Origin of the sequence: Mesorhizobium sp. M1396 (assembly GCF_040317725.1) — a bacterium.
In the GTDB taxonomy this organism is placed as follows: Bacteria; Pseudomonadota; Alphaproteobacteria; order Rhizobiales; family Rhizobiaceae; genus Mesorhizobium.
Genome location: NZ_JAMYLA010000002.1, coordinates 44741 through 69940 on the forward strand (window position 1 = coordinate 44741; position 25200 = coordinate 69940).

The window sequence follows — 25200 nt, forward strand, 5'->3', positions numbered from 1 at the left end:
TTGGCGTGGTCTTTCCCGCGTGGCTGGTTCGGACTATAGCGCAACCATGTCTCAGATTATCTACAAGATAACCCCGCAGGCGCCTTGGCGCGAGGCCGAAACAAATGGCCGCTTCACCGGCGCGCCGATCGATGTCGCCGACGGCTTCATCCATTTCTCCACGGCGGCGCAGGTCAAGGAAACGGCGGCAAGGCACTTTGCCGGCCAGACCGACCTTCTGCTGGTGGCCATCGACGGCGCCAGCCTGGGTGCTGCTTTGAAATACGAGGTTTCACGCGGCGGCGCGCTGTTTCCGCATCTTTATGGTCCGCTCGACCTCAAGGCCGTGCTGTGGGTGCGACCGCTGCCGATTGGCGCCGATGGCGTGCATCGGTTTCCGGCATTGGAGGCCGAATGAGCGTGCTCGACCGGCTCGGCCAGAAGCTGCTGTTCGCCTTCGATCCGGAAACCGCGCATGGCCTGTCGATCGCGGCGCTGCGATGCGGTCTGCCGGTGGCCGGGCGCCCGCTGCGCGACGACAGGCTGAAGGTGACGGTCGGCGGCCTCGAGTTTCCAAATCCGCTCGGCATGGCCGCGGGCTACGACAAGAACGCCGAGGTGCCCGACGCGCTTCTAGGCCTGGGTTTCGGCTTTGCCGAGGTTGGTACGATTACGCCGCTGCCGCAGGCCGGCAACCCGAAGCCGCGCATCTTCCGCCTGACGGCCGACGATGCGGTGATCAACCGGCTGGGCTTCAACAATGAAGGCCACGCGGCCGCCGAAAAACGCCTTGCCGCGCGCAAGGGGCGTGGCGGCATCGTCGGCGTCAACATCGGCGCCAACAAGGACAGCACCGACCGCATCTGTGATTATGAGCGCGGCGTCGTCCGGTTTGCGCAATACGCCAGCTATCTCACCGTCAACATCTCGTCGCCCAACACGCCGGGCCTGCGCAACATGCAGGCGCGCGAGCAGCTTGGCGAACTTTTGTCGCGTGTCATGGCCGCGCGCGCCACCGCAACAGCCCAGCCGCCGGTCTTCCTGAAGATCGCGCCGGATCTGGTCGAGGCCGAGCTGGAAGACATCGCCGCCGAGGTCACCGAGAAGCGGATCGACGGCGTCATCGTCTCCAACACCACCATTTCGCGGCCGGCGCTGCGCAGCGGCAACGCCGCGCGCGAGACCGGCGGACTCTCCGGCAAGCCGTTGTTCGATCGCTCGACCATCGTGCTGGCCAGGATGCGCAAGCTGCTCGGGCCGGAGCTTGCCATCATCGGCGTCGGCGGCGTCGATTCCACCGACACGGCACTGGAAAAGATCCGCGCGGGTGCTGATCTCGTCCAGCTCTACACCAGCATGATCTATGCCGGACCGGCATTGCCGGGCCGCATTGTCGCCGGGATGGCGCGCTTTGCCGACACGGAACGGCTCGGATCCATTCGCGAGTTGCGCGACAGCCATCTCGATCGATGGGCAATGAGGCCGCTCAGCTGAACGCTGTCCGCATTCGCAGCCGCAGGATGGTCAGCAGGCTGAAGCCGCGCGCGAGCAGAAAAATGTGCAACGCCGCCCAAAGTCCATTGTTGCCGAAGGCCGGCACAAGGGTCAGCAGCGCGGCCGCGAAAACGAGGAACGACAGCAGCATCATGTTGCGCATGTCGCGCGACCAGGTCGCACCGATGAAGACGCCATCCATCTGGAACGCCAGCACACCGCTCAGCGCGGTAAAGGCTGCCCACGGCAGGTAGATGTCGGCCACCGAACGGACTTCATGCGACGTCGTCACGAGGGCAACCAGATTGGCGCCACTAAACAGCAGCACGAGAGTGGCCGCACCCGCCAGCCCAAAGCCCCAGAACAAGGTCAGCCGCACCGCCTGCCGGAAGGGCGCGGCGGCGCGCGCGCCGACGGCACGGCCGGCCAGCTGTTCGGCGGCGGTGGCAAAGCCATCGAGGAAGTAGCCGGCAACGAGAAAGAAGTTCATCAGCACGGCGTTGGCGGCCAGCGTCACTGTGCCGAACTGCGCGCCCTGGCGGGTGAACAGGGCGAAGGCGGCGAGCAGCGAGAACGAGCGGATCATGATGTCGCGGTTGAGCGACAGCATGCGCACAAAGGCAGCCATGTCGAGCAGGCGATGTCGCGGCAAGGGCGGCGTCGCCCGGAACCGCCTGAAAACGATCGCGAGACCAAGCAGCATGGCAAGGAATTCACCGGCGACAGTCGCCCAAGCGACACCGGCGACGCCCCAGCCGAGCTTCAGGCCAAGCAGGAAGCAGAGCGCGATATTGATGCCGTTCAGCACCAATTGCAGCATCAAACCGAGTCCGCCCTCGCCGCGTCCCAGCACATAGCCAAGGATGGCATAATTGATCAGCGAGAAGGGTGCGGCGAGCAGCCTGATCCTGATGTAGACGCCCATCGCCTCGCTGACGCGCGGTTCGGCGCCCATGAATTTCTGCCCGGCGATGGCGACCAGCGGCGCAAGTGCCGCGAGCACGATGCCGGCGACGACCGCGATCAGCACGGCGCGCCAGAACACCGCCTGTTCCTCCAGAGCATCGCCGCGCCCGAACGCCTGGGCGACGAGACCGGTGGTGCCGGAGCGTAGGAAATTGAAGGTGGTGAAGACGACGTCGAAGACCAGCGCGCCGGCCGCCAGCCCGCCGAGCAAGGCGGCATCGCCGAACTGACCGACAACAGCCGTGTCGACCAGGCCGAGCATCGGCGTCGTCAGATAGGCAAGCGTCATCGGCACGGCGATGGCGAGCACGGACCGGTTGGTGACGACAAAAGATCCGAGACCAATTGAGGATCTGGCGTCGGCTGGATTGGCGCCTTTGTCCAAGGATTGCTGCCTTGCTGATTGCGGCTTGATCGAACCGCCGGTGTGCCCCATTTTCCCGGCATCGCGCAATCACTCTTGCCGCGAGGGCCAACCGAATTTCCCGGTCTGGCGCGAGCCCGCCGGATCCAGTTCATGCCCCTGCAGATCGTCCATCACCCCGACTACGACGCCGGCTTCGCGGTCAACCATCGCTTTCCGATGAGCAAATACCCGCTGCTGATGGACGCCTTGCATGCACGGGGACTGGCCGGGCCCGACGCGCTCAACACCGCGGAACCCGCGTCGGCATCATGGCTGAGACTTGCCCATGCGGCGCACTATGTCGACCAGGTCATCAGTTGCTCCGTGCCGGAAAGATCGAACGCGAGATCGGTTTCCCGGTGACTCCGCGTGTCTCGTTGCGCGCACGGCTTGCCGCCGGCGGCACGGTGCTGGCGGCGCGGCTGGCCCTGCGCCACGGCATCGCCTGCAACACCGCCGGCGGCAGCCATCATGCGCGGCGCGCGCAAGGCGCGGGCTTTTGCACCTTCAACGATGTCGCCGTCGCCGCGCTGGTCCTGCTCGACGAAGGCTCGGCGCGGAACATACTGGTCGTCGATCTCGACGTGCATCAGGGCGACGGCACGGCGGATATCCTCGCGGACGATCCGCGCGTGTTCACCTTTTCCATGCATGGCGACCGCAACCACCCCGTGCGCAAGGTCGCCTCCGACCTCGATGTCGCGTTGCCCGATGGCACGGGTGACGCGGCTTACATGGAGAGGCTCGCCGCCATCCTGCCGGAACTGTCCGCCCAGGCGCATTGGGACATCGTGTTCTACAATGCCGGCGTCGACGTCCATGCCGGGGATCGGCTTGGCCGGCTCTCGTTATCGGACGACGGCCTGCGCGCCCGCGACGACATGGTGATCCGCCACTTTCGCGCGCGGGGCATTCCGGTCTGCGGCGTCATCGGTGGTGGGTACTCCACGGACGTGCCCGCGCTTGCCGCACGCCACGCCATCCTGTTCGAGGCGGCCTCGCGCTACGCCTGATAGTCCTTCTTAAGCATGACCTTGCCCGAAAAACGGTTCCCACTTTTCGGGATCATGCTCTACTTCCGGTAGTTGGCGAGTCTCAGCAGGATGAAGGCCGGCACGACGATCGCCGCGCCGAGCAGGATGTAGCCCAGGAAGCGGTCGATGGCGTGGAAGCCCAGATTCCACAGGTCGATGAAGACCTTCTGGATGCCGTAGAACACATCCATCGGCGACCAGCCGAAGGCATTCATGACAAGGCCGACGAGGAACGACACGACTAGCAGTTTCAGGATCACCTTGAGCGGCGAGTCGCCGAGAAAGCGCGTCAGTGCGGACAAGGGCCGTCTCCAGATAGAGGTACCACAGACTCGAAGGTGTCGGCCCAGACATACGCACTTGGCTGGCCGGCTTCAAGCCGGCGGTTTTGCGGGATGCCGAACACCTCCACCATGGCGTGGCCGCAAGCAGTGCCAAGGTGCATGGCAGACCGCGGCCGCAGCCGATCCCGCTGGCTTATCTGTTTTCTAACCAATTGCCGCTATTCCCAATCGAATAGCGGGAGCAAGGCTTTTGGTGGAGACGGAAAAAAACACCGCGCGACGCGCCGTCATGCTGTCGGTGGTCGTCCCATGCTACAATGAGGTGGCCGGGCTGGCCGAACTGCATCGGCGGGTAACGGCCGCATGCCTGGAACAAGGTTCTTCCTACGAGATCGTCCTTGTCATCGACGGCGCGACCGACGGTACGCGCGAGGCTATTTTCCAGCTGGCCGAAAAGGACGACCATGTCGTTGCCATCGACCTTGCCCGCAATTACGGCCACCAGATCGCATTGAGCGCGGGGCTCGAGTTCTGTCGCGGCCAGCGCATTCTCATTCTCGATGCCGACCTGCAGGATCCGCCTGAATTGCTCGGCGCGATGATGACGAAGATGAACGAAGGTTTCGATGTCGTTTACGGCCAGAGGCTGACGCGCGACGGCGAAAGCTGGTTCAAGCTCGCTTCCGCCTCGATGTTCTATCGCCTGCTGCGCTGGATGGTCGACGTCGATATAGCCCCGAATACCGGCGATTTCCGGCTGATGAACCGCCGCGCGCTCGACCATCTGAACGCGATGCCCGAACGCTACAGGTTCATTCGCGGCATGGTGAGCTGGATCGGGCTGAAACAGGCGGCTTTCCCCTATGAACGGCACCGTCGCGTTGCCGGCACCACCCACTATCCCCTGAGGAAAATGGTTCTTCTGGCGGTCGACGCGATGACCAGCTTCTCGATCGTGCCCTTGCGGTTCGCCTCGCTGCTCGGAATGATGTTCGGGCTTCTGGGGCTGGTCGTGCTCGGCTACACCCTGTTCGAATGGTCGGTCGGAAACGTGTTGCCCGGCTGGACTAGCCTTGCCGCGATCATGCTGATCCTCGGCAGCGTCCAGCTTATGGTGCTGGGCATCTTCGGCGAGTATCTCGGGCGCATGTACATGGAGACAAAGCGGCGGCCGCTCTACTTCGTCAACGAGATCGTTTCCCGCAGCCAGGCAGCCGAGGACGGGAAATTGCCCGTCCATCGCCTGCAGGAAATGGCAAAGAGGGCGGCAGGTGCTTGAGGCGGAGTTCGACCGGGCGCAGCGGGAACGGCATGGGCAGGATGCGATCGGCTCTTCCGTCTAATTTCTCGCGGATGCTGCGATTTAGTGCCGTCGGGCTCCTCAACACGGCGCTCGGATATACGCTCATCCTGGCCGGGCTGGCGCTCGGCTTCGGCGATATCGCCTCCAACGCGACGGGCTATGCCGCCGGCCTCATCATCGGTTTCTTCCTCAACCGCCAATGGACATTCAGCCGTGCCGGCGGCTTTCGCCCTGGCGCGATCGTGCGATACGCGATCACCTTCCTTGTCGCCTACGGTGCAAACCTGGGGATCGTGGTCACCGCCATGTCTGCCGGCTACATCGAAAACCCGTTTGTCCATCTGGCGGGAAACTGCCTTTACTCGGTCATCTTCTATGTCGGCTCGGCCCGTTTCGTGTTCGTCGGCGGCGCGGATGATCCAGATCCCTTGACCGGAAAGAACGCGAAATGGCCTGGAGCCGCGACATGAACCAGACCAAAGCAATCTTGCTGGCCACGCCGTCACTCGAGGACGCACAGCGGAACAGGCTGATCTTTTGCCTGCTCACGGCCGGGGCGATGGCGGCGGCACTGGCCACCCAGGCCGGTTCCACCCTGCAGGATCCCGACAGTTGGTGGCAAGTGAAGGTCGGGCTGGATTTCCTGGCAAACCGGACATTTCCGACGGTCGACCCTTATTCCCACAGTTTTGCCGGCCAGCCGTGGATTGCCAAGGAATGGCTGGGGCAGGTCCTGCTGGCTCTTGCTTACCGGGCAGGAGGCTGGAACGGGGTGGTCACGCTGATCATCGCCTCGATATCCCTGACGGTTTTCCTGATGGGGTGGTTTCTCAGCGCATGGCTGAAGCCGATCCTGGCGATTACGCTGGCCTTCGCCGCGGTGTTCCTGATCAACCCGATCTTCACGGCGCGTCCGCATGTCCTCACCTTCCCGATCATCGTCATCTGGACTGCGGTGCTCTTTGGTGCGGCAAGGGAAGAACGGGCGCCGCCCTGGTGGTCGCTTGTGCTGGTCGTGTTGTGGGCGAACCTGCACGCCACCTTCACCTTGAGCTTTGTCATCGCGGCTTTCGCCGGTCTCGATCTGCTGGCGCGCACGGGCCTCTCGAAACCCGCGCTGCTGGGAAAATGGCTGGCGTTCGGCTTGCTTTGCCCGCTGGTCAGCCTGATGCATCCCTACGGCGTGAAAGCCATCCTGGCCACGCTCACCGTCGCCTACGGCAATGAGGCGGTGCCGCTGATCATGGAATGGAAGGCGTTCGCCCAGCCGGATAGCCCCGTCCAGGAAGCCGCGATGCTGCTGGCGCTTTTCGGGCTTCTGGTGTCACGGTTACGAATTGGCTGGGCCAAGGCGTTGTTCGTCGTCTTCACCTTGCATGTCTATCTCGCCCATGTGCGTTTCATGTATCTGTTCTTCCTGCTGGTTCCCCTGGTGATCGCGGTCGAGGTCGCACAGCAATATCCTTCGCTCTCAGCCACCGCTTGGCTGGCGGGAAAGCGCGACGGACTGGAAAAGTTCCTCGCCAGGCGGTTCGACGCGATCTGCGGTGCGGCGGCCGTCCTAACGATCGGCGGGATCGTCCTGCTCGGCAGTGTCTATCAGGTCGCGCCGAGCCCGAAGACGTCGGCCAGCGGGGCGCTGGCCTTCGCCGAAAACCATCATCTGTCCGGCAACGTGATGAATTCCTACAATTTCGGCGGCACGCTGATTTTCCACGGGATCAAGACCTATATCGATGGACGGACGGACCAGCTGTTCCTGGGCGGTTTCACAAGAGCCGATGACGAAACGGGAAACAGCGACGGCAAGCCGCTCCTCGAAGCCCGGCTGAAGAAATACGAGATAGGCTGGGCACTGCTGTCGACCGGCGACAGCCGCATCCCCTTCTTCGACCAACTGGGCTGGAAGCGTGCCTATGCGGACGACTACGCGGTGATCTACCTGCCCGGCGTTTGATCCTGCCGCGTATCGGCGCGAACCGGCTTCGCCAGCATTCGAACCTTGGCATCCGGCTTGACTCTCATTTGCAGTGCAAATTGCACCACAGGGGCAGGCCTGTGAGATCGACGAGCCGGGATTCTTCGCACGAGCGGGACATCGCCGTATGGACGGCGTATCGGGCTCCGCCCGACCTCACTTAACGCGGCTGGCTGTTCGTACGCCGATGCCGGCACCAGGCAGTTTCTCTACTTCGACTATGGTCATTTCTCTTCCGCCGGCGCGACGCTGGCCATCTCGAAATACTGGCCGAGTTTTGCCGCAAGCAACAAGGTCGCTAAGGCAAAACAGCAACTCACGGCCGCAGGTACGCAGTGATCCGCGCACGCCCGCGTCGTGCGAGAACGGACCGCTTTGCGATTGCCCGAAGGCTAACCCTCATGGTAACGAGGAGACGTGCGGGTATGATGTAATGGTAGCTTGTCAGCTTCCCAAGCTGAACGCGCGGGTTCGATTCCCGCTACCCGCTCCAGCAATCATCCCACCTCGCGCAAGATGAAGTCGTGCAGCATCTTGGCGGCCGGCGACAGCACGCGGTTCCTGACCGTGATCAGGCTGTAGGGCCTGACCTCGATGTCGAATTCGGTCTGGACGACGTCGATGGCACCGGCCAGCCCGTCGGGATTCTGGATGAATTTCGCCACCTGGACCGAGACCGGCGCAATGGCATCGGACTGCGCGACCATGACCAGCGTCAGGAGCAGTGAGCTGGTGTTGAGGATCCGGTCCGGCAAAGCGATGTTGCGGTTGAGGAAATTGCTCTCCATCGCCTGGCGCAAGGGCGAGCCGCCCGACTGGAAAACCCAGTCATAGGCGGCGGTGTCCTCCAGCCGCACCGCCTTGCCCTTGGTGAGGGGGTGGCCCCGTCGCACGATCAGGCAGGCCTTCTCGACACCGATGACGCGCGACTCGAACAGCCGCGGATTGAGATCGTCCGGGATGCGCGCGATGATGAAATCATGGCGCGTGGCGATCAGCTCGCGCGCCAGCACGTTGGAGGTCTCGACCTGCATGGTGATCTCGATGCGCGGATAGATGCGGCGGATTTCGCGGATTGCCGGCACTGCCAGTTCGATCGCGGGCGCCGTCACCGCACCCAGGAACACCGAACCGCCCTTGCCCGACTTGAGCTCGGAAATCTCGCGGTCAACCTCGCGCATCTCCAGCAGGATCGAGCGCGCGCGCCTTGCCAACGCCTTCCCATAGGGGGTCAACGTGATGCCGCGCGGCAGCCTTTCACACAGCTTGACCTCGAGCACCGCCTCCATCTCGCCGATCATGCGCGAGGCCGCCGGCTGCGAAATGTTCATGACCTGGGCCGCCGCGCTGACGCGGCCATGGTCGTCAAGCGCGACGATCATGCGCATATGACGCAGACTGAGACCGCTGCGCAGCAGGGTTTCGCCATCGCCCGGAATTTCGCTGTAACGGTTTGAAATCGAACTAGAATTGCGTAGCGCGGCCATCGCCTTTCCCTTACTTCCCCTTACCGCCGCCGGTGGTCGCGCCGGTCCATTTCGCCTCATAGCACATACCAAACGCGATATAGCAACCATCAAAGATCGCATTTGACAGTTATGGCAAAGGATCACACCCTTCGCGCGTTCCGAGACGTGACGGTCGATGACGAGTAAAATCGTATCGATTGAAATCAGCGCTTCGGGGCCATGGGAGGATACCGGAGATCGATATGACGGCAGCAGTGCCTTGGCACTTCTGCACGATTGCGCGGCCCGCGACCCCCGGGGTGCCGCGTCCATCAACCAGGGAGAGTAAAAGTGAAGATTATCAAGACATTGGCCGCCGTCGCGGCCCTTGGCATCGCTGCCATGACCTACTCGGCGCACGCAGCCGACAAGGGTCTTGTCGGCGTGCTGATGCCGACCAAGACCTCGCAGCGCTGGATCAACGACGGCGACGCCGTCAAGTCCCAGCTCGAGGCTCTCGGCTACACCGTCGACCTGCAATACGCGCAGGACGACATCCCCAACCAGCTCAGCCAGCTGGAAAACGAAATCACCAAGGGCCCAAAGGCGCTGATCATCGCCTCGATCGACGGCACCACCCTGTCGGATGCGCTGCAGAAGGCCGCTGACGCGGGCGTCGTCGTCGTCGCCTATGACCGCCTGATCAAGAAGACCGCCAATGTCGATTACTACACCACCTTCGACAATTTCGGCGTCGGCGTCATCCAGGCGAATTCGCTGGTCAAGGGCCTCAAGGAGCGTTTCCCGAACACCAAGCCGTGGAACGTCGAACTGTTCGGCGGCTCGCCCGACGACAACAACGCCTTCTTCTTCTACAACGGTGCTATCTCCGTTCTGCAGCCGCTGATCGACGACGGCTCGATCAAGATCAAGTCCGGCCAGACCGGCATGGACAAGGTCGGCACGCTGCGCTGGCTCGCCGCCACCGCCCAGGCGCGCATGGACAATCTGCTGTCGGCCAACTATTCGGACGGCAGCCGCGTCGATGGCGTTCTGTCGCCCTATGATGGCCTGTCGCGCGGCATCACCGCCTCGCTGCGCGCCGTCGGCTACGGCACGGACGCACAGCCCTGGCCGATCGTGACCGGCCAGGATGCCGAGACCGCCTCGGTCAAGCTGATCATCTCGGGCGAGCAGTACTCGACCGTGTTCAAGGACACCCGTGAACTGGCCAAGGCCACCGTCGAGCTCGTCGACAAGGTGCTCTCGGGCGGCAAGCCGGACGGCCTTGATGAAAAGACCTACAACAACGACGTCAAGGTCGTCCCCTCGATCCTCTTGACGCCGCATGACGTCGACAAGTCGAACTACCAGGCACTGGTCGTCGACTCCGGCTACATCAAGGCCGACGAACTGAAGTAACCCCGGTTACAAAATCAGGGGTCCTGCGCAACGCAGGACCCCTTTTCGTTAACCAGCGAGCCCGGTATTGTTTACCGACCTCGCCGGCAGTGTTTGCCGAGCTCTCAAGGAGCGGTAGTCCCCATGGTCTCGACGATTTTGGAGATGCGCGACATCACCAAGACGTTCCCCGGCGTGAAGGCGCTGTCGAACGTCAACCTTAGCGTGGAGGAAGGCGAGATCCATGCCGTGGTCGGCGAGAACGGCGCCGGCAAGTCGACGCTGATGAAGGTGCTGTCGGGCGTCTATCCCACAGGCACCTATGACGGCCAGATCATCTTCAATGGCCAGGAATGCCATTTCAAAGGCATCCACGACAGCGAACACAAGGGCATCGTCATCATCCACCAGGAGCTTGCCCTGGTGCCGATGCTGTCGATCGCCGAAAACATTTTCCTCGGCAACGAGCACGCCAGATATGGCGTCATCGACTGGAATGCCAACGAGGCGCGCACCAGCGCCCTGTTGAAGAAGGTGGGCCTCAAGGAGGACCCCAAGACGCTGATCACCAATATCGGTGTCGGCAAGCAGCAATTGGTCGAGATCGCAAAGGCGCTGAGCAAGGAAGTCAAGCTGCTGATCCTCGACGAGCCGACGGCATCGCTCAGCGAAAAGGACAGCCAGGCGCTGCTCGACCTTCTGCTCGAATTCAAACGGCAAGGCATGACCTCGATCCTGATCTCGCACAAGCTCAACGAGGTGAATCGGGTCGCCGACAAGGTCACCGTCATCCGCGACGGGCGCACCATCGAGACACTGGCCAAGAAGGACATCTCGGAAGACCGCATCATCACCTCTATGGTGGGCCGGTCGCTCGACGACCGCTATCCGCCGCGCGAGCCTGACATCGGCGAGGTCGTGTTCGAAGTGAGGAACTGGTCGGTCTATCACCCGCTCCATGCCGACCGGCAGGTGATCAAGGGCATCGACATCAATGTGCGCAAGGGCGAAGTGGTCGGCATTGCCGGACTGATGGGCGCCGGCCGCACCGAATTCGCGATGAGCCTGTTCGGCCGCTCCTATGGCCGCCATATCACTGGCGAGGTGCTGCTCAAGGGCAAGCCGATCGATGTCTCCTCGGTGAGCCGGGCAGTCGAACACGGAATTGCCTACGTCACCGAGGACCGCAAGACCTACGGCCTCAACCTCATCGACCATATCAAGCACAACATCACGCTGGCCAATCTGGGCGGCGTGTCGCGCCATAGCGTGATCGACGACATGCGCGAGCTCTCCGTCGCCAACGACTATCGCAAGAAGACCAATATCCGCGCTTCGAGTGTCTATCAGATGACCGGCAATCTTTCCGGCGGCAACCAGCAGAAGGTGGTGCTGTCGAAATGGCTATTCGCCGACCCGGACGTGCTGATTCTCGACGAGCCGACGCGCGGCATCGACGTTGGCGCCAAATACGAAATCTACACGATCATCGCCCGCCTCGCCGCCGAAGGTAAGGCGATCGTGGTCATCTCGTCGGAAATGCCAGAACTGCTCGGCATCACCGACCGCATCTACGTCATGAACGAAGGCCGCATTGTCGGCGAAATGCCCGCGGCGGACGCCAGCCAGGAAAAAATAATGCGCGCCATCGTCCGGGGAGAAGGAAAAGCAGCATGAGCACCGAAAGCGCCCCCGCCCCGCAGAGCAAAGTCGCCGAAGACGTGCCGCAGCGTCCACGTATCGCCGTCTCGGCGCTGACGACGAACCTGCGCGAATACGGCCTGATACTGGCGCTGATCGCCATCATGGTGTTCTTCCAGTTCACCACCTCCGGAACGCTGTTCAAACCGGTGAACCTGAGCAATCTGGTGCAGCAGAACTCGTTCATCATCGTGATGGCGCTGGGCATGCTGCTGGTGATCGTCTCCGGCCATATCGATCTCAGCGTCGGCTCCGTCGCCGGCTTCATCGGCGCATTGGCGGCGATGATGATGGTCATCTGGCCGCTCGGGCCGTTCAGCAATCCGCTGGTGGTGTCGATCATCTGCCTCATCGTGGGTGGCGCGATCGGCGCGGCGCAAGGCTACTGGATTGCTTATCACCGAATACCGAGCTTCATCGTCACGCTGGCCGGCATGCTGATCTTCCGCGGCATCTGCCAGGCGCTGCTGGGCGGCGGATCCTCGGTGGGACCACTTCCCGACGGCTTCAAGGCCCTCAGCTCGGGCTTCATCCCGGATGTCATCGGGCCACTGACGCTCATCCCGCCGACGGTGAACGCGGCCGGCAAGACCATTATCGGCAGCGGCCTGACGCTGCACATGACGACGATCGTGCTGGGCCTGATCGCTGTGCTGGCCTACGCCTATTTCGGGCTGAGGACACGACGCAAACGCGAACGCCATGGCTATGAGGCCGAGCCCTTTCCCCTGTTCGTCATCAAGACGCTGGTGGGTAGCGCGCTGGCGCTGTTCCTGGTCTACCAGTTCGCCAGCTACAGGGGCCTGCCGGTGGTGCTGCTCGTCATGGGCGTGCTGATCTCGCTGTTCGTCTTCGTCACCAAGCGCATGACCATCGGCCGCCGCATCTATGCGATGGGCGGCAACGCCAAGGCCGCGCAGCTGTCAGGCATCAAGACAGAACGGCTGACGCTGATGGTGTTCGTCAATATGGGCGTGCTGTCGGCACTTGGCGGCCTGATCATCGCGGCGCGGCTGGGACAGGCGGTGCCGGCTGCCGGCCTCGGTAGCGAACTCGATGTGATTGCCGCCGTCTTCATCGGCGGCGCCTCGGCGATGGGCGGCGTCGGTCAGGTCATCGGCGCGGTGGTCGGCGGCTTCATCATGGGCGTGATGAACAACGGCATGTCGATCATGGGCGTCAATGTCGACTGGCAGCAGGTCGTCAAAGGCCTGGTGCTGCTCGGCGCCGTGATCTTCGACGTCTACAACAAGAACAAGGTTTGACGGGCCAGCGAGGCAACGAGGAAAGCATACGGGTCTAGATCGCGATGCTGCCGGCAACCCGCCGGCGTCAAGAAGTCCCTCGGGGACCAAGCTCGCGGGCGCAATCCGGACGACGAGTTCAACCCGTGGCGCGGCGAGGTCCGAGCCGCGCGGGTTAGGGTTTGCCAAACGGCAACCGGGCCAAGACAAATGAGAGAGGATTCATCATGCTGATCTCCCAGATTCTCGATGACGCCGAGACCATCCGTGTCGTTGCCCGCAACGGCGGCAAGACCCGGATCATCAACGGCGCCCGCAGCGTCTACTCGCTGGCGATGGAGGCCGCGCGTACCGGCGTCGGTCTCGTCGCGCTGATCGAACGCAAGGGGCTTGGCGAAACGGTCGATCTCGAGGCGGCCTACAAGAAAGGACGGCTGCTGTCGCCGATCAACCATCCCGACCCGGCGCATCTGCACCTGACCGGCACCGGACTGACGCATCTCGGCTCAGCCGCGACACGCGATTCCATGCACAAGAAGCTCAGCGCCGACGGCGAGGAGCAGCTGACCGATTCCATGAAGATGTTCCGCATGGGGCTGGAGGGCGGCAAGCCCGCGAAAGGCCAGATCGGCGTGCAGCCGGAATGGTTCTACAAGGGCAACGGCACGATGGCGGTGGCGCCAGGTGCGGCGCTCTTGTCACCGGCTTTCGCCAAGGACGCCGGCGAAGAGCCCGAGGTGGCCGGCATCTACGTCATCGGCGATGACGGCGCACCGTTCCGCGTCGGCTTCACCCTGTCGAACGAGTTTTCCGACCACGTCACCGAACGCGTGAATTATCTGTTCCTCGCCCATTCCAAGCTGCGCAACGCTTCGTTCGGGCCGGAGATCCTGATCGGCGACCTGCCGTCCGATATCAGAGGCACCTCGCGCATCTTGCGCGACAACGACGTGCTGTGGGAAAAGCCCTTCCTGTCCGGCGAAGCGAACATGTCGCACACCATCGCCAATCTCGAACATCACCACTTCAAATATGCGGCTTTCCGCCAGCCGGGCGACGTGCATGTGCACATGTTCGGCACGGCGACGCTGTCCTTCGCCGACGGCATCAGTACTGAAGCCGGCGACGTGTTCGAGATCGAGGCCAAGGATTTCGGCCTGCCGCTGCGCAATCCGCTCGAGATCGAGCAGCCGGTGAAGGTGGCGGTGAAGGCGCTTTGAAAGGGTGATCTCCCCCCAAAGGGGAGGAGATTGGCAGCTCCGACCTCAATAAATATCGAAGTCGAAATACTTGGCCTGGATCTTCTTGTAGGTGCCGTCGGCGACAATCGCGTCGATGGCCGCATTGAGCTTGTCGCGCAATGCCGTGTCTTCTAGGCGGACGGCAATGCCGGCTTGTGTCTCCGTGCCCTTGACGTCGCCGACCAGCTTGCAGCAGCCGTCGCTTGCCTTCTTCAACCAATCCATCAGGACGAACTTGTCCGAGATCACGGCGTCAAGCCGGCCGTTGGTCAGGTCGGTGATCGCTTCTTCCTGGGTCGGGTAGAGTTTGGCCTCGGCGCCCGCCTTGCCATAGGTATTCTGGGCATAGTCGGCCTGCGTGGTCGAGGCCTGCGCGCCGACCGTCTTGCCTGCAAGGGCCGCCGGTTCGGTCGAGGTGAGGTCGCTGTCCTTCGGCGCCACCAGAGCGAGCGGTGTCGTATAGTATTTGTTGGTGAAAGCGACCTGCTTCTTGCGCTCCTCGGTGATGCTCATCGAAGCGATGATGGCGTCGAACTTCTTCGCCTGCAGGGCGGGAATGATGCCGTCCCAGTCCTGGGTGACGATTTCGCACTCGACCTTCATCTGCGCGCACAGCGCATTGGCGATGTCGATGTCGAAGCCTTCGACCTTGCCGTCCGCTGTAATGGTATTGAATGGCGGATAGGCGCCCTCGGTGCCGATCTTGATTTTCTCAGCTGCCTGCACCGACAGAGAGCTGGCCGCCATCACCAGCATGGCAGCGCCCGCCGCCGATATGACCCGTTTCGAAATCTGCATTTTCTTGGTTCCCCTTGAACGCCGCCAGCCTGACGACCAGAAAGGCAGCCAAGCATGGCGAGCCGGCGCAGGCAAGCATTTTGCCCGCGGGCAATGGGGGTTCAGCGCGCGGGGCGGAAATGCTTGGACAGCTTCAAACCCTGCGCCTGGTAGTTGGACCCGAGATCGGTGCCATAGAGTGCCCGTGGCCGCTTCAGCATGTGCTCGTAGACCAGCCGGCCGACGATCTGGCCATGGTCGAGGATGAACGGCACTTCGTGGCTGCGCACTTCCAGCACCGCCCGGCTGCCGGTGCCACCGGACGCCGAGTGGCCGAAGCCCGGATCGAAGAAGCCGGCATAGTGGACGCGGAATTCACCGACCAGCGGATCGAAGGGCGTCATCTCGGCGGCGTAGAGCGGCGGCACATGCACCGCTTCCTGGCTCACAAGAATATAGAATTCATCGGGGTCGAGCACCAGTTCGCCAGCGCCGCTCTTGTGGATCGGCTCCCAGAAGTCGACGACCTCCTGCGCGGCGCGCTTGTCGACGTCAATGAGACCGGTGTGATGCTTGCCGCGGTAGCCGACAAGGCCGTTTCGATCGCCGTTGAGGTCGATCGACAGCGCGATGCCGCCGCCGGAAATGTTGGGCGGCTCGGTGGCAACCAGTATCTGCGCGCGATGCAACTGGTGAAGTTCGGCTTCCGACAGCAGCGCATTGCCGGTGCGGAAACGGATCTGCGACAGTCGCGAACCGGTGCGCGCGACGATCGGGAAGGTGCGCGGGCTGACCTCCAGATAGAGCGGACCATGATAGCCGGCGGCGATCTTGTCGAACTCGTGGCCGCGATCGGTCATGACGCGGGTGAAGATGTCGAGCCGCCCGGTCGAGCTCTTGGGATTGGCCGAGGCCGAAATGTCCGCCGGCAATGCCAGGCTTTCGAGCAAGGGCACGATATAGACGCAGCCGGTCTCCAGCACCGCGCCCTCGGCCAGATCGATCTCGTGCAGCTTCAGCCGGTCGAGCTTTTCCGAGACCTTGTGGTTGGGGCCCGGCAGGAAGGACGCACGCACCCGCCAGGCCTTGTCGCCGAGCCGGAGATCGAGGCTGGCCGGCTGAATCTGGTCGGCATCGAGCGCACGTGCCGACTTCAGCGCGCCGAACTGGAAGAGCGCCGAAATGTCCTGATCGGGAAGAATGCCTGTTTGCCGCAAAGCCGGCTCCGCTGCAACGCCGCTGGTACAAACCTCTTAATCAAGCCGGCAATTGACGCAAGCGTGGCGCGGGTCTAAAGGGTCGTTATCCCGTGGTGATTTGGCCGGTCGGCTTGCAGCCACGTTAAACAAGTCGCTAAAGGACCGTCGGGCCGCAAGGCCGTATGGACCGGTTGCGACTTTCGCGGCCGGTTTTTTTGTGTCTGGAAGAAGAGCGATGAGCACCAACAAGCGCAACTGGAAGCCTCAAACGGCACTCGTGCACAGCGGAACGCTGCGTTCCGGTTTCGGCGAAACGTCGGAAGCGATTTACCTCACCCAGGGCTACGTCTATGAAACGGCGCAGGCCGCCGAAGCCCGTTTCAAGGGCGAGGAGCCGGGCTTCATCTATTCGCGCTACGCCAATCCGACCGTCGACATGTTCGAAAAGCGCATGTGCGCGCTCGAAGGTGCCGAGGACGCCCGCGCCACCGCCTCCGGCATGGCCGCGGTGACGGCAGCGCTGCTGTGCAGCGCCAAGGCCGGCGACCATATCGTGGCGGCGCGCGCGCTGTTCGGCTCCTGCCGCTGGGTGGTCGAGACGCTGGCGCCAAGATACGGCATCGAGGCGACGCTGGTCGACGGCACCGACATCGCCAATTGGGAAAAGGCGGTCAAGCCGAACACCAAGCTGTTCTTCCTGGAAAGCCCGACCAACCCGACGCTGGAAGTGGTCGACATCGCCGCGGTTGCCTCGCTCGCCAATTCGATCGGCGCCAGGCTGATCGTCGACAATGTCTTCGCCACGCCCTTGCAGCAGAAGCCGCTGCAACTCGGCGCCCACATCGTCGTCTATTCGGCGACCAAGCACATTGACGGCCAGGGGCGCTGTCTCGGCGGCGTCATCCTGTCGGACAAGAAGTGGATCGACGAGAACCTGCACGATTATTTCCGCCACACCGGGCCAAGCCTGTCGCCCTTCAACGCCTGGACACTGCTGAAGGGCCTGGAGACGCTGCCGCTGCGCGTGCGCCAGCAGACGGAAAGCGCGGGCCGGATCGCGGATTTCCTCGCCGAGCGGCCGGAAATCGCCCGCGTCATCTATCCCGGCCGCGCCGACCACCCGCAGGCCGATATCGTGAAGAAGCAGATGTCGGGCGGCTCGACGCTGATCTGCCTCGACGTCAAGGGCGGCAAGCAGGCGGCCTTCGCCTTGCAGAACGCGCTCGACATCGTGCTGATCTCCAACAATCTCGGCGACGCCAAGAGCCTGATCACCCATCCGGCGACGACGACGCACAAGAACCTGAGCGACGAAGCGCGTGCCGAGCTCGGCATCGGGCCGGGCACGCTCAGACTGTCCGTCGGCCTGGAAGACACCGACGATCTGCTTGAGGATATCGAACAGGCGCTGAAGGCCTCGTAAGAGGGCTTTGGCTTTCAGGCGCCGGACGGCGTCTCTTCCAGCTCGGCCGCCTTGGTCCCGATGGTCATCGCGTTGCCGCGCCAGTCGACGGCACCGCCGAGCCAGCCGCGTGCCCACATCGCCGGCAGGATCAGGTCGCGCGCCATGATCGCGGCAACCATGCGTCGCGACAGGTACCAGCCCTTGGACCAGGCCAGGGCGCACTCGGGAAGGTAGAAGGCCGCCAGCACGGCAATGGCGGTTGCCCAGAGGCTGAAGCCGGCGCTTGCCGCCGCAATCAGCGCCAGCACCAGCGGCACCGCCGCGCCAGTCAGGATTTCGGGTGCGAAGAACAGCGGGAAGGTGACGCGGCGCAGGCGCGCCCAACGGGCCTGACGTGACCAGATCTCGTCGAACGTGCGCCGGCCAAGCGGCTGTTCGAAGGGCGCGGCGACGAGATTGACGCGCAGGCCGAGGCCGTTGACCAGCTTGGTCGCGGCGGCGTCCTCGGCGATCTCGGCGGCCAACGCGCGGATGCCGCCATTGGCGTCGAGCATCGGCTTGTTCCAGAGCATGCTCTTGCCCTGGGCAAAGCCAAGGCCAAGCGCCTCGCCGGCATATTGCCAGCGCGCCTGGAGCGTGTTGAGGAAAGCGCATTCGACTTCAGCCCAGAAGCCGGCCGGCCGCGAGCCGATCGGCGTCGAACAGACAAGGCCGGTGTCGGGCCGCCATGCAGCCATCAGGTGCTGGATGTAGTCTCTCGGCATCAACACGTTGGAATCGGCCAGGATGACCCAGTCGTGCCGCGCCGCTTCCCAACCCTTGACGCAATTGTTGAGTTTCGGATTGGCGCTGAAGCGGTCGTCGCCGATCATCAGCCGGGCCGGCACCTTGGGAAACCGGGCAATCGCCCTGTTTATCGGTTTGACTACCGGATCGTCGGCATGGGCGACGCAGAAGATCAGCTCGTAGCGCGGCCAATCAAGCGAGAAGGCGCGCTCCAGCGTCTCGTGCGTGAACGGTTCAATGCCACGCGACGGCACGATGATCGACACCGGCCGCGGCTTGCCGGTCGGCGGCGCGATAATGCGGCGCCGTTTCAGACGCGAAGCGGCAAGCACGATGCTGGCGAGATTTGAGAGGATAAGAGCAATTGAAAGCGTGGCGGCTATGAGAGTGAGTTCCATCGAGATCCGGTCACTCCAGAAAACCGGTCCGCCAGAACAATCTGGCTGGCATGACGACCGATTTCAACAGTTCGACAGAGCGCCCGAGTCGCGCGGCACTGGTCGGCGCACACCATCATTGTCGTGTGTCACTTAAATGACATTCTTTGCCGGCACCTGCCGTTCGGTAGGCAATGAAAGGACGCGCACCGTTGACCAGCCTGCAAGGAGCGCCGAAAGATACTGGATTGTTTTGGAGCTGCTTATGTACAGCGCCGTCACGCGCAACATCGAAGTGCAGGTCAGGCCGTTCTATCTGGAGGACCGTTCGGATCCGTCCGAGAACCGCTATGTCTGGGGCTATCAGATAACGATCGACAATCAGTCGGACGATTCCGTCCAGCTGTTGTCGCGCTATTGGCACATCACCGATGGCACCGGCAGGGTCGAAGAGGTACGCGGCCCTGGCGTCGTCGGCGACCAACCCGAACTCAATCCCGGCGACAGCTACCAGTACACGTCCGGTTGCCCGCTCTCGACACCCTCCGGCATCATGGTCGGGCACTACACGATGCGCAACCAGCGGGGCGAGACGTTCGACATCGCCATCCCCGCATTTTCACTCGACCTGCCGGGGAAGCGGCGGACGGTGAATTAGCGTCTTTCTCCCCGTCTCTGTACGGGGAGAAATGCCCGGCAGAGGGGCGCCGCCGGGCTGATGAGATTGTCTTCCACGCACAAGGCATCCGAGTGGACGGCGCGGCCATTCGCCGAAGTTCGCGCTGCCCTCATCCGCCCTTCGGGCACCTTCTCCCCGTAAACGGGGAGAAGGAAGGGACACTTTACTGAGCCGCAAATTCCGCCGGGTCGAAGTCATATTGCTTCGAGCAGAATTCGCAGGCGACGTGAATGCCGCCGTCCTCGGTGCTGTCCTTGATCTCCTGGGCGGAAAAGCCCTCGAGGATGCCGCGGATCTTGTCCCGGGAGCACGAGCACTGGTCGGCGACCGGAACGCCGCCGAAGACGCGCACGCCATGCTCGTGGAACAGCCTGTAGAGCAGCCGCTCGGCGCCGATCGTCGGGTCGATCAGTTCGGTCGGCTCGATGGTGCCGAGCAGCGCCAGCAACTCCAGCCAGGAATTGTCGTCGGGATCGTGGATCTCCTCGCGCGGATCGCCATCGCCGCCCGGCAGATCCGGCACGCGCATGCGCTCGGGCGACTGCGGCAGGAACTGCGCCAGGATGCCACCGGCGCGCCACTGCTCGCGGGCGCCGCCCGGGCCGGGCGTCAAGAGCTTGGCCACCGACAGCCTGAGATCGGTCGGAATCTGCTCCGACTGACGGAAATAGGTGCGTGCCGCATCTTCCAGCGTCTCGCCATCGAGTTGGACGATACCCTGATAGCGCTGCGTGTGAGCGCCCTGGTCGATGGTCAGCGCCAGCACGCCGGTGCCGAGCAGGGTCTGCTGGGACGTTTCGCCCGCCAAGACCAGCGCTTCCAGTCGGTCGGCATCGAAACGCGCATAGGCGCGCAGCGCCGAGGGCGTGGAAAAATCCGCGACCAGCATGTCGACAGGCCCGTCGGTGCGGGTCTGAAGGATGAACTTGCCCTCGAACTTGAGCGAGGTGCCGAGCAGCACCGTCAGCACACAGGCTTCCGCCAGCAGCCGGGCGACCGGCTCGGGATAGTCGTGGCGGCCGAGGATGGCGTCGAGCATCGGTCCGAGCTGGACGGTGCGACCGCGCACGTCGAGCGGGCCTACCTCGAAGGGCACGACGTGATCGTCGCCGGCGTAGCCGAATTCGCCGAGTTTGGGGTGATGTTCAGTCACTCGATAGGTTTCCAACATAACAAAGCTCCAGGGCGCGGCCATGCCGCCCTCTCGGGAGCATGCGTCGAAACGCGCTTGATTTGCGTGATGTGGCGCAAATAGGCATCACACCCCCAGAGATCAAGCTCACAGAGATCAAGCGCCGAGGCACCAGGCGAGCACGGCCTTCTGGGCATGGAGCCGGTTCTCGGCCTCGTCGAAGACCACCGAATGCGGCCCGTCGATGACCTCGTCGGTCACTTCCTCGCCGCGATGCGCCGGCAGGCAGTGCATGAACAACGCGTCCGGCTTGGCCTTCGCCATCAGCTTGGCATTGACCTGGTAGGGCGAGAACACGTTGTGGCCGCGGGCACGATGCTCCTGGCCCATCGACACCCAGCAATCGGTGACGATGCAGTCGGCCTGATCGACGGCTTCCTCGGGCGAGCGGGTGAAATGCAGCTTGCCGCCATGCGCCTGCGACCAGTCGATATGCTTCTGCGCCGGCTCACTGCCCTCGGGCACGGCGACGTTGAGGTTGAAGCGGAACCGTGCGGAGGCTTCGAGCAAGGAATGCAGCACATTGTTGCCGTCGCCGGTCCAGGCGATGGTCTTGCCGGCGACCGGACCGCGATGCTCCTCGAAAGTCATGATATCGGCCATAAGCTGGCAGGGATGGGTGTCGTCGGTCAGTCCGTTGATCACTGGCACGGTGGCATTCTCGGTCAGCTCCAGCAGCCGCTCATGCGAGGTGGTGCGGATCATGATCGCGTCGACATAACGCGACAACACCTTGGCGGTGTCGGCGATGGTCTCGGAACGGCCGAGCTGCATCTCGGTGCCGGTCAGCATGATGGTCTCGCCGCCAAGCTGGCGCATACCGACGTCGAAGGACACACGCGTGCGGGTCGACGGCTTGTCGAAGATCATCGCCAGCACCTTGCCTTCGAGCGGCTTGCTGCGCTCGCCAGCCTTGAGGCGGGCCTTTCGCACCACCGCATCGTCCAGCATAAGACGCAGATCGCCTTCGGAAACGGCGGAAAGATCGGTGAAATGGCGAACTGACATCAGCAATGGTTCCGGGATTACTTCGCGGCGGCGGAGGCGATCGCCTCCGCCAGGCCCTTGGCGCCGGCGCGGATGCGGTTGAGCGCGTCGTGGATCTCGGCGTCGGTGACGGTGAGCGGCGGCAACAGGCGAATGACGTTGTCGCCGGCCGGAACCGCCAGCAGGTGCTGGTCGCGCAATGCCATGTTCACCTTGGTGTTGGGCATGGCGCATTTGAGGCCTAGCATCAGCCCGGTGCCCCTGATGTCCTCGATGACCTCGGGAAACTCGTCGGCGACCGACGCGAGACCCTGCTTCATCAGCAGCGCCTTGCGCTGGACGTCTTCGAGGAAGCCGTCTTCCAGCACGACATCTAGCACGGCGTTGCCGACAGCCATGGCCAGCGGGTTACCGCCGAACGTGGTCCCATGCACGCCCGCGGTCATGCCGACGGCCGCTTCGTCCGTGGCAAGGCAGGCGCCCATCGGGAAGCCGCCGCCAATGCCCTTGGCGATCGCCATGATGTCTGGCACAACTCCTGACCATTCGTGCGCGAACAGCTTGCCGGTGCGGCCGATGCCGCACTGGACCTCGTCGAAGATCAACAGCAGGCCGTGCTGTTCGCACAATTGCCTGAGCCGCTTCAGCGATTGCGTCGGCACCGGACGGATACCGCCCTCGCCCTGCACCGGCTCGATCAGGATGGCGGCCGTCTCCGGCGTGATCGCCTTTTCGGCGGCGTCGATGTCGTCGAAACCGACCTGATCGAAACCTTCGACCTTGGGGCCGAAGCCTTCGAGATATTTGTGCTGGCCGCCAGCCGCGATGGTCGCCAGCGTGCGGCCATGGAAGGCGCCTTCGAAGGTGATGACGCGGAAGCGCTCGGGATGTCCGTTGACGAACTGGTAGCGCCGCGCCGTCTTGATCGCGCATTCCAGCGCCTCGGCGCCGGAATTGGTGAAGAACACCTTGTCGGCGAAAGTGGCGTCCACCAGCCGCTCGCCGAGCCGGCTCTGCCCCGGAATCTCATAGAGATTGGAGACATGCCAGAGCTTGGCGGCCTGCTCGGTGAGTGCGGCCACCAGATGCGGATGGCTGTGGCCCAGCGAATTGACGGCGATGCCGCCGGCGAAATCGAGATATCGCTCGCCTTTGTCGGTAACCAGCCAGGTGCCTTCCCCGTGGTCGAAGGCCAGGGGTGCGCGAGCAAAGGTCTCGTAAAGCGCCGAACCGCTCATTATATGCGTCTCCGGTACCGGAAAATCAAAAAAGCCGCCAAAGCGGCGGCCTTTGCGGCTTATCGTGTTTTTCGGCCATGAAGTCAACGAAAACGTCGCGTAGTGCCGCGCGGCAAGCCCTCTGACGAGACGCCGGCTCATAAGCGACCGGGCAAGTTGGGGAAAACCGAAAAAACCGATTCGTGTTGCACTTGGGACTCTTGTCACCGAGTCAGCGCATAGAGTAGTTGTAGACGAGAAATAACTAGATTTCGTGCGGCGGACCTAATCACCAGATATATGTGGTGTCTGCCCCGGCAAATATTGCCGGGTTGGGAATGGATTCCGATTGCCGCACGCTTAGCAGGAGCGCGGTCTCATGAACTGGACTGACGAGCGGGTAGAACTTCTCAGGAAACTGTGGTCGGAGGGTCTGAGCGCAAGCCAGATTGCTGCGCAGCTTGGGGGGGTCAGCCGCAATGCGGTCATCGGCAAGGTGCACCGGCTGAAACTGTCGGGCCGCGGGCGCTCGACCGCCACGCCGGCACGCCAGAAGAAGGCGGCGCAAGGATCGACCGTTCAGAAATCGGTATCGCGCGCCGCAACCGCCACGCGCCATGTCACGACATCGATCGGCGCGACTGCCTTGCAGACGCAGTTCGACGCCGAACCGGTGGCACGCCACTACATCCGCCCGGTCGAGAATGTCGTGCTGCCGATCTCACGGCATCTGCAGCTCGTCGAGCTGACCGAGCGGACCTGCAAATGGCCGAACGGCGATCCGCTTTCGGAGGACTTCCATTTCTGCGGCAACGACGCCGCCGAAACCGGCCCCTACTGCAAGTACCACGCCCGCGTGGCGTTCCAGCCGGCATCGGAACGGCGGCGGAGTCGCTGAGCGAATAGCGAATAGCGAATAGCGAATAGCGAATAGCGAATAGCGAATAGAAACGGCTTGGCTTCTGGGACAGGAAGCAAGCCATTTTGTGTTCGCTATTCGCTACTCCCTATTCGCTATTCCCTCTCTTTCACAGCCACCCATTCTTGCGAAACCGCCAGTAGAGAAACGCGCAGATCAGCGCGATCGTAGCCAGCACCATCGGGTAGCCGTATTCCATCTTCAGTTCCGGCATATCGCTGAAATTCATGCCGTAGATGCCGGCGAGCGCTGTCGGCACCGCCAGGATGGCGGCCCAGGAGGCGAGCTTCTTGGTGTTGGCCGTCTCCTGGCTCTGGCCGACCAGCAGGCTGGCTTCGAAAGCGAACGCCAGCACCTCGCGCAGGCTGTCGATCTTCTCCTGGACGGTGCGGATGTGATCGGTCACATCGCGGAACAGCGGATGCATGGCCGTATGGATCTGCGGCAGCTCGGCGCTGGTCAGCCGGCGGCAGACCTCGACCAGCGGCAGCGCCGCATTGCGCAGGCGCAAAAGATCGCGGCGCAGCATATAGAGCCGCTCGATGTCGGGCCCGGTCATCGGTTTCAACAAAACCTTGTCCTCGATCGCCTCGACCTCGTCCTCGATCTGCTCGAGCACCGGCATGTAATTGTCGACGATGAAATCGAGAATGGCGTAGAGGACGAAATCCTCCCCCTTGGCCAGCGAATGCGGGCAGCTTTCCCAATGCTGACGAACGGCGGCATAGGAAGTCGAAGGGCCGTGCCTGACGCTGACAATGTAGCCGCTGCCGACGAACAAATGGGTCTCGCCGAAGGTGACCCGGCCGTCGATCAGCTGCGCGGTGCGGGCGACAATGAACAAGGCATCGCCGTACTGCTCGATCTTCGGCCGTTGGTGCGGGTGCTCGGCATCCTCGATCGCCAGCTCATGCAGGTGAAACTGCGCCTGGACGCGAAGCAGGAGGTTGCGGTCGGGCTCAAGCAGGCCAATCCAGACGACATGACCGGATTTTTTCGCCCATTCGCCGGCTTCCTCGATGGGAATGTCGGCGATGCGACGCCCGGCCGTGTAGACGCCGCAAGCGATAATGCCGGATGTCGGCGCAGACGCCGGGGTCAGGTTCCGAACATTTTCCATCACGACCTCCCGAAGCAAATCCACGGACGAGGATAGAGGCAAGCCCGGAAAGCTTAGCTTAAT

At 63.0% G+C, this 25200-nt stretch carries 22 protein-coding genes, 1 tRNA gene, 1 pseudogene and 1 riboswitch; of the genes and pseudogenes, 14 read left to right on the top strand and 10 right to left on the bottom strand.

The annotated features are described in order from the left end of the window. Positions 1–46: 46 nt before the first annotated feature. Together NKH02_RS01445 and NKH02_RS01450 are read left to right on the top strand one after the other, a co-directional pair. Positions 47–397 carry a DUF952 domain-containing protein gene (locus NKH02_RS01445; RefSeq protein WP_352875790.1) on the top strand — a complete coding sequence of 117 codons (351 nt, stop codon included), beginning with the start codon at positions 47–49 and terminating at the stop codon, positions 395–397. Further along, on the top strand, positions 394–1473 hold the full coding sequence (locus NKH02_RS01450; protein ID WP_352875792.1) for a quinone-dependent dihydroorotate dehydrogenase: 1080 nt from the start codon (positions 394–396) through the stop codon (positions 1471–1473). Before NKH02_RS01445 ends, NKH02_RS01450 begins: the two co-directional genes overlap by 4 nt. Here the strand turns inward: NKH02_RS01450 and NKH02_RS01455 are convergent. Further along, positions 1466–2824 carry an MATE family efflux transporter gene (locus NKH02_RS01455; RefSeq protein ID WP_352875794.1) on the bottom strand — a complete coding sequence of 453 codons (1359 nt, stop codon included), beginning with the start codon at positions 2822–2824 and terminating at the stop codon, positions 1466–1468. The two genes, NKH02_RS01450 and NKH02_RS01455, sit on opposite strands and share 8 nt — an antisense overlap. Before the next feature lie 132 nt (positions 2825–2956). Between NKH02_RS01455 and NKH02_RS01460 the strand changes: the two are divergent. Continuing rightward, positions 2957–3858, top strand: a pseudogene (locus NKH02_RS01460) (histone deacetylase family protein). 59 nt (positions 3859–3917) lie between these two features. On the opposite strand, the gene NKH02_RS01465 reads toward NKH02_RS01460, so the two are convergent. Beyond that, positions 3918–4181: a DUF6460 domain-containing protein gene (locus NKH02_RS01465; protein ID WP_352875796.1), complete on the bottom strand. Its 264-nt coding sequence runs from the start codon at positions 4179–4181 to the stop codon at positions 3918–3920. 271 nt (positions 4182–4452) lie between these two features. Here NKH02_RS01465 and NKH02_RS01470 point away from each other — a divergent pair, with 271 nt between their 5' ends. The 4 genes from NKH02_RS01470 to NKH02_RS01485 all read left to right on the top strand — a co-directional run bounded on the left by NKH02_RS01470 (position 4453) and on the right by NKH02_RS01485 (position 7937). Further along, positions 4453–5442 carry a glycosyltransferase family 2 protein gene (locus tag NKH02_RS01470; protein WP_352876078.1) on the top strand — a complete coding sequence of 330 codons (990 nt, stop codon included), beginning with the start codon at positions 4453–4455 and terminating at the stop codon, positions 5440–5442. Between the two features lie 74 nt (positions 5443–5516). After that, a complete protein-coding gene (locus tag NKH02_RS01475; protein WP_352871397.1) occupies positions 5517–5936 on the top strand; it encodes a GtrA family protein in 420 nt (139 codons plus the stop codon). Continuing rightward, positions 5933–7423 (top strand): hypothetical protein, encoded by a 1491-nt coding sequence (locus NKH02_RS01480; protein ID WP_352871399.1) that lies wholly within the window; start codon positions 5933–5935, stop codon positions 7421–7423. Before NKH02_RS01475 ends, NKH02_RS01480 begins: the two co-directional genes overlap by 4 nt. Positions 7424–7863: 440 nt before the next feature. Further along, a tRNA-Gly gene (locus NKH02_RS01485) sits at positions 7864–7937 on the top strand. Positions 7938–7941: 4 nt separating this feature from the next. Here the strand turns inward: NKH02_RS01485 and NKH02_RS01490 are convergent. Next, positions 7942–8931 carry a LysR family transcriptional regulator gene (locus tag NKH02_RS01490; RefSeq protein WP_352870212.1) on the bottom strand — a complete coding sequence of 330 codons (990 nt, stop codon included), beginning with the start codon at positions 8929–8931 and terminating at the stop codon, positions 7942–7944. 312 nt (positions 8932–9243) lie between these two features. Between NKH02_RS01490 and chvE the strand changes: the two genes are divergently transcribed. The 4 genes from chvE to araD1 all read left to right on the top strand — a co-directional run bounded on the left by chvE (position 9244) and on the right by araD1 (position 14458). Beyond that, positions 9244–10314 carry a multiple monosaccharide ABC transporter substrate-binding protein gene (gene chvE / locus NKH02_RS01495; protein WP_142868326.1) on the top strand — a complete coding sequence of 357 codons (1071 nt, stop codon included), beginning with the start codon at positions 9244–9246 and terminating at the stop codon, positions 10312–10314. 123 nt (positions 10315–10437) lie between these two features. Continuing rightward, the gene (gene mmsA / locus NKH02_RS01500; protein WP_352870211.1) at positions 10438–11970 is read left to right on the top strand and encodes a multiple monosaccharide ABC transporter ATP-binding protein; all 1533 of its coding nucleotides are present in this window, start codon (positions 10438–10440) and stop codon (positions 11968–11970) included. Beyond that, on the top strand, positions 11967–13259 hold the full coding sequence (mmsB, locus tag NKH02_RS01505) for a multiple monosaccharide ABC transporter permease (RefSeq protein ID WP_352870210.1): 1293 nt from the start codon (positions 11967–11969) through the stop codon (positions 13257–13259). Before mmsA ends, mmsB begins: the two co-directional genes overlap by 4 nt. 206 nt (positions 13260–13465) lie before the next feature. After that, positions 13466–14458 carry an AraD1 family protein gene (araD1, locus tag NKH02_RS01510; RefSeq protein ID WP_352870209.1) on the top strand — a complete coding sequence of 331 codons (993 nt, stop codon included), beginning with the start codon at positions 13466–13468 and terminating at the stop codon, positions 14456–14458. A 45-nt stretch (positions 14459–14503) separates the two neighbouring features. On the opposite strand, the gene NKH02_RS01515 is transcribed toward araD1, so the two are convergent. Both NKH02_RS01515 and NKH02_RS01520 read right to left on the bottom strand, forming a co-directional pair. After that, entirely contained in the window at positions 14504–15277 is a 774-nt protein-coding gene (locus tag NKH02_RS01515; protein ID WP_352875798.1) for an ABC transporter substrate-binding protein, read from the bottom strand. A gap of 101 nt (positions 15278–15378) precedes the next feature. Continuing rightward, on the bottom strand, positions 15379–16473 hold the full coding sequence (locus NKH02_RS01520; RefSeq protein WP_352875800.1) for a 2'-deoxycytidine 5'-triphosphate deaminase: 1095 nt from the start codon (positions 16471–16473) through the stop codon (positions 15379–15381). Between the two features lie 82 nt (positions 16474–16555). Beyond that, positions 16556–16633, top strand: a riboswitch (SAM riboswitch). Between the two features lie 57 nt (positions 16634–16690). Here NKH02_RS01520 and NKH02_RS01525 point away from each other — a divergent pair. Next, positions 16691–17878, top strand: coding sequence for an O-succinylhomoserine sulfhydrylase (locus tag NKH02_RS01525; RefSeq protein ID WP_352870206.1), 1188 nt, complete (start codon positions 16691–16693; stop codon positions 17876–17878). 14 nt (positions 17879–17892) lie between these two features. Here NKH02_RS01525 and NKH02_RS01530 read toward each other — a convergent pair whose 3' ends face one another. After that, positions 17893–19044: a ceramide glucosyltransferase gene (locus tag NKH02_RS01530; RefSeq protein WP_352875802.1), complete on the bottom strand. Its 1152-nt coding sequence runs from the start codon at positions 19042–19044 to the stop codon at positions 17893–17895. Positions 19045–19288: 244 nt separating this feature from the next. Here NKH02_RS01530 and apaG point away from each other — a divergent pair, with 244 nt between their 5' ends. Beyond that, positions 19289–19681, top strand: coding sequence for a Co2+/Mg2+ efflux facilitator ApaG/CorD (gene apaG / locus NKH02_RS01535; protein ID WP_352875804.1), 393 nt, complete (start codon positions 19289–19291; stop codon positions 19679–19681). 184 nt (positions 19682–19865) lie between these two features. Here apaG and NKH02_RS01540 read toward each other — a convergent pair whose 3' ends face one another. The 3 genes from NKH02_RS01540 to NKH02_RS01550 all read right to left on the bottom strand — a co-directional run bounded on the left by NKH02_RS01540 (position 19866) and on the right by NKH02_RS01550 (position 23119). Further along, positions 19866–20897 (bottom strand): Hsp33 family molecular chaperone, encoded by a 1032-nt coding sequence (locus NKH02_RS01540; RefSeq protein ID WP_352875806.1) that lies wholly within the window; start codon positions 20895–20897, stop codon positions 19866–19868. A gap of 93 nt (positions 20898–20990) precedes the next feature. Continuing rightward, positions 20991–21902 (bottom strand): ornithine carbamoyltransferase, encoded by a 912-nt coding sequence (gene argF / locus NKH02_RS01545; RefSeq protein WP_352870202.1) that lies wholly within the window; start codon positions 21900–21902, stop codon positions 20991–20993. A 17-nt stretch (positions 21903–21919) separates the two neighbouring features. Beyond that, positions 21920–23119 carry an aspartate aminotransferase family protein gene (locus NKH02_RS01550; protein ID WP_352875808.1) on the bottom strand — a complete coding sequence of 400 codons (1200 nt, stop codon included), beginning with the start codon at positions 23117–23119 and terminating at the stop codon, positions 21920–21922. Positions 23120–23477: 358 nt separating this feature from the next. On the opposite strand from NKH02_RS01550, the gene NKH02_RS01555 reads away from it, so the two are divergent. Then, entirely contained in the window at positions 23478–23996 is a 519-nt protein-coding gene (locus tag NKH02_RS01555) for a GcrA family cell cycle regulator (protein ID WP_056588322.1), read from the top strand. Positions 23997–24126: 130 nt separating this feature from the next. On the opposite strand, the gene NKH02_RS01560 is transcribed toward NKH02_RS01555, so the two are convergent. After that, positions 24127–25137: a magnesium and cobalt transport protein CorA gene (locus tag NKH02_RS01560; protein WP_352875810.1), complete on the bottom strand. Its 1011-nt coding sequence runs from the start codon at positions 25135–25137 to the stop codon at positions 24127–24129. Positions 25138–25200: the final 63 nt, after the last annotated feature.